This window comes from Clostridium fungisolvens (assembly GCF_014193895.1).
GTDB classification, from domain to species: domain Bacteria; phylum Bacillota; class Clostridia; order Clostridiales; family Clostridiaceae; genus Clostridium_AR; species Clostridium_AR fungisolvens.
Genome location: NZ_BLZR01000007.1, coordinates 1 through 1,624 on the forward strand (window position 1 = coordinate 1; position 1,624 = coordinate 1,624).

Annotated in this window: 1 rRNA gene; it reads left to right on the plus strand. The window is 50.7% G+C overall.

What is annotated here, in order from left to right:
- Positions 1-69: 69 nt before the first annotated feature.
- Positions 70-1,589, plus strand: a 16S ribosomal RNA gene (locus bsdtw1_RS23365).
- Positions 1,590-1,624: the final 35 nt, after the last annotated feature.

Here is a 1,624-nt window from a genome sequence, read left to right on the forward strand (position 1 = left end):
TAGACTTAAACTAAACCAGCAATTCTTTTGAAAAAAGACTTACTAAGTAAGTAAGCTATGATTAAACTTTAAATTGAGAGTTTGATCCTGGCTCAGGACGAACGCTGGCGGCGTGCCTAACACATGCAAGTCGAGCGGAGAAAGTTCTTCGGAACTTTCTTAGCGGCGGACGGGTGAGTAACACGTGGGTAACCTGCCTTATAGAGGGGGATAGCCTTCCGAAAGGAAGATTAATACCGCATAACATTTTCGTTTCGCATGAAATGAAAATCAAAGGAGCAATCCGCTATAAGATGGACCCGCGGCGCATTAGCTAGTTGGTGAGGTAATGGCTCACCAAGGCGACGATGCGTAGCCGACCTGAGAGGGTGATCGGCCACATTGGAACTGAGATACGGTCCAGACTCCTACGGGAGGCAGCAGTGGGGAATATTGCACAATGGGGGAAACCCTGATGCAGCAACGCCGCGTGAGTGATGAAGGCCTTCGGGTTGTAAAGCTCTGTCTTTGGGGACGATAATGACGGTACCCAAGGAGGAAGCCACGGCTAACTACGTGCCAGCAGCCGCGGTAATACGTAGGTGGCAAGCGTTGTCCGGATTTACTGGGCGTAAAGGGAGCGTAGGTGGATATTTAAGTGGGATGTGAAATACCTGAGCTTAACTTGGGTGCTGCATTCCAAACTGGATATCTAGAGTGCAGGAGAGGAAAGTGGAATTCCTAGTGTAGCGGTGAAATGCGTAGAGATTAGGAAGAACACCAGTGGCGAAGGCGACTTTCTGGACTGTAACTGACACTGAGGCTCGAAAGCGTGGGGAGCAAACAGGATTAGATACCCTGGTAGTCCACGCCGTAAACGATGGATACTAGGTGTGGGGGTTTCAACACCTCCGTGCCGCCGTTAACACAATAAGTATCCCGCCTGGGGAGTACGGTCGCAAGATTAAAACTCAAAGGAATTGACGGGGGCCCGCACAAGCAGCGGAGCATGTGGTTTAATTCGAAGCAACGCGAAGAACCTTACCTAGACTTGACATCTCCTGAATTACCCTTAACCGGGGAAGTCGGTACCTTTGGTACCGACAGGAAGACAGGTGGTGCATGGTTGTCGTCAGCTCGTGTCGTGAGATGTTGGGTTAAGTCCCGCAACGAGCGCAACCCTTATTGTTAGTTGCTACCATTTAGTTGAGCACTCTAGCGAGACTGCCCGGGTTAACCGGGAGGAAGGTGGGGATGACGTCAAATCATCATGCCCCTTATGTCTAGGGCTACACACGTGCTACAATGGCAAGTACAAAGAGACGCAAGACCGTGAGGTGGAGCAAATCTCAAAAACTTGTCCCAGTTCGGATTGTAGGCTGAAACTCGCCTACATGAAGCCGGAGTTGCTAGTAATCGCGAATCAGCATGTCGCGGTGAATACGTTCCCGGGCCTTGTACACACCGCCCGTCACACCATGAGAGTTGGCAATACCCGAAGTCTGTGAGCTAACCCGTAAGGGAGGCAGCAGCCGAAGGTAGGGTCAGCGATTGGGGTGAAGTCGTAACAAGGTAGCCGTAGGAGAACCTGCGGCTGGATCACCTCCTTTCTATGGAGAAATTATTAAGTACTGATGCATTTCAG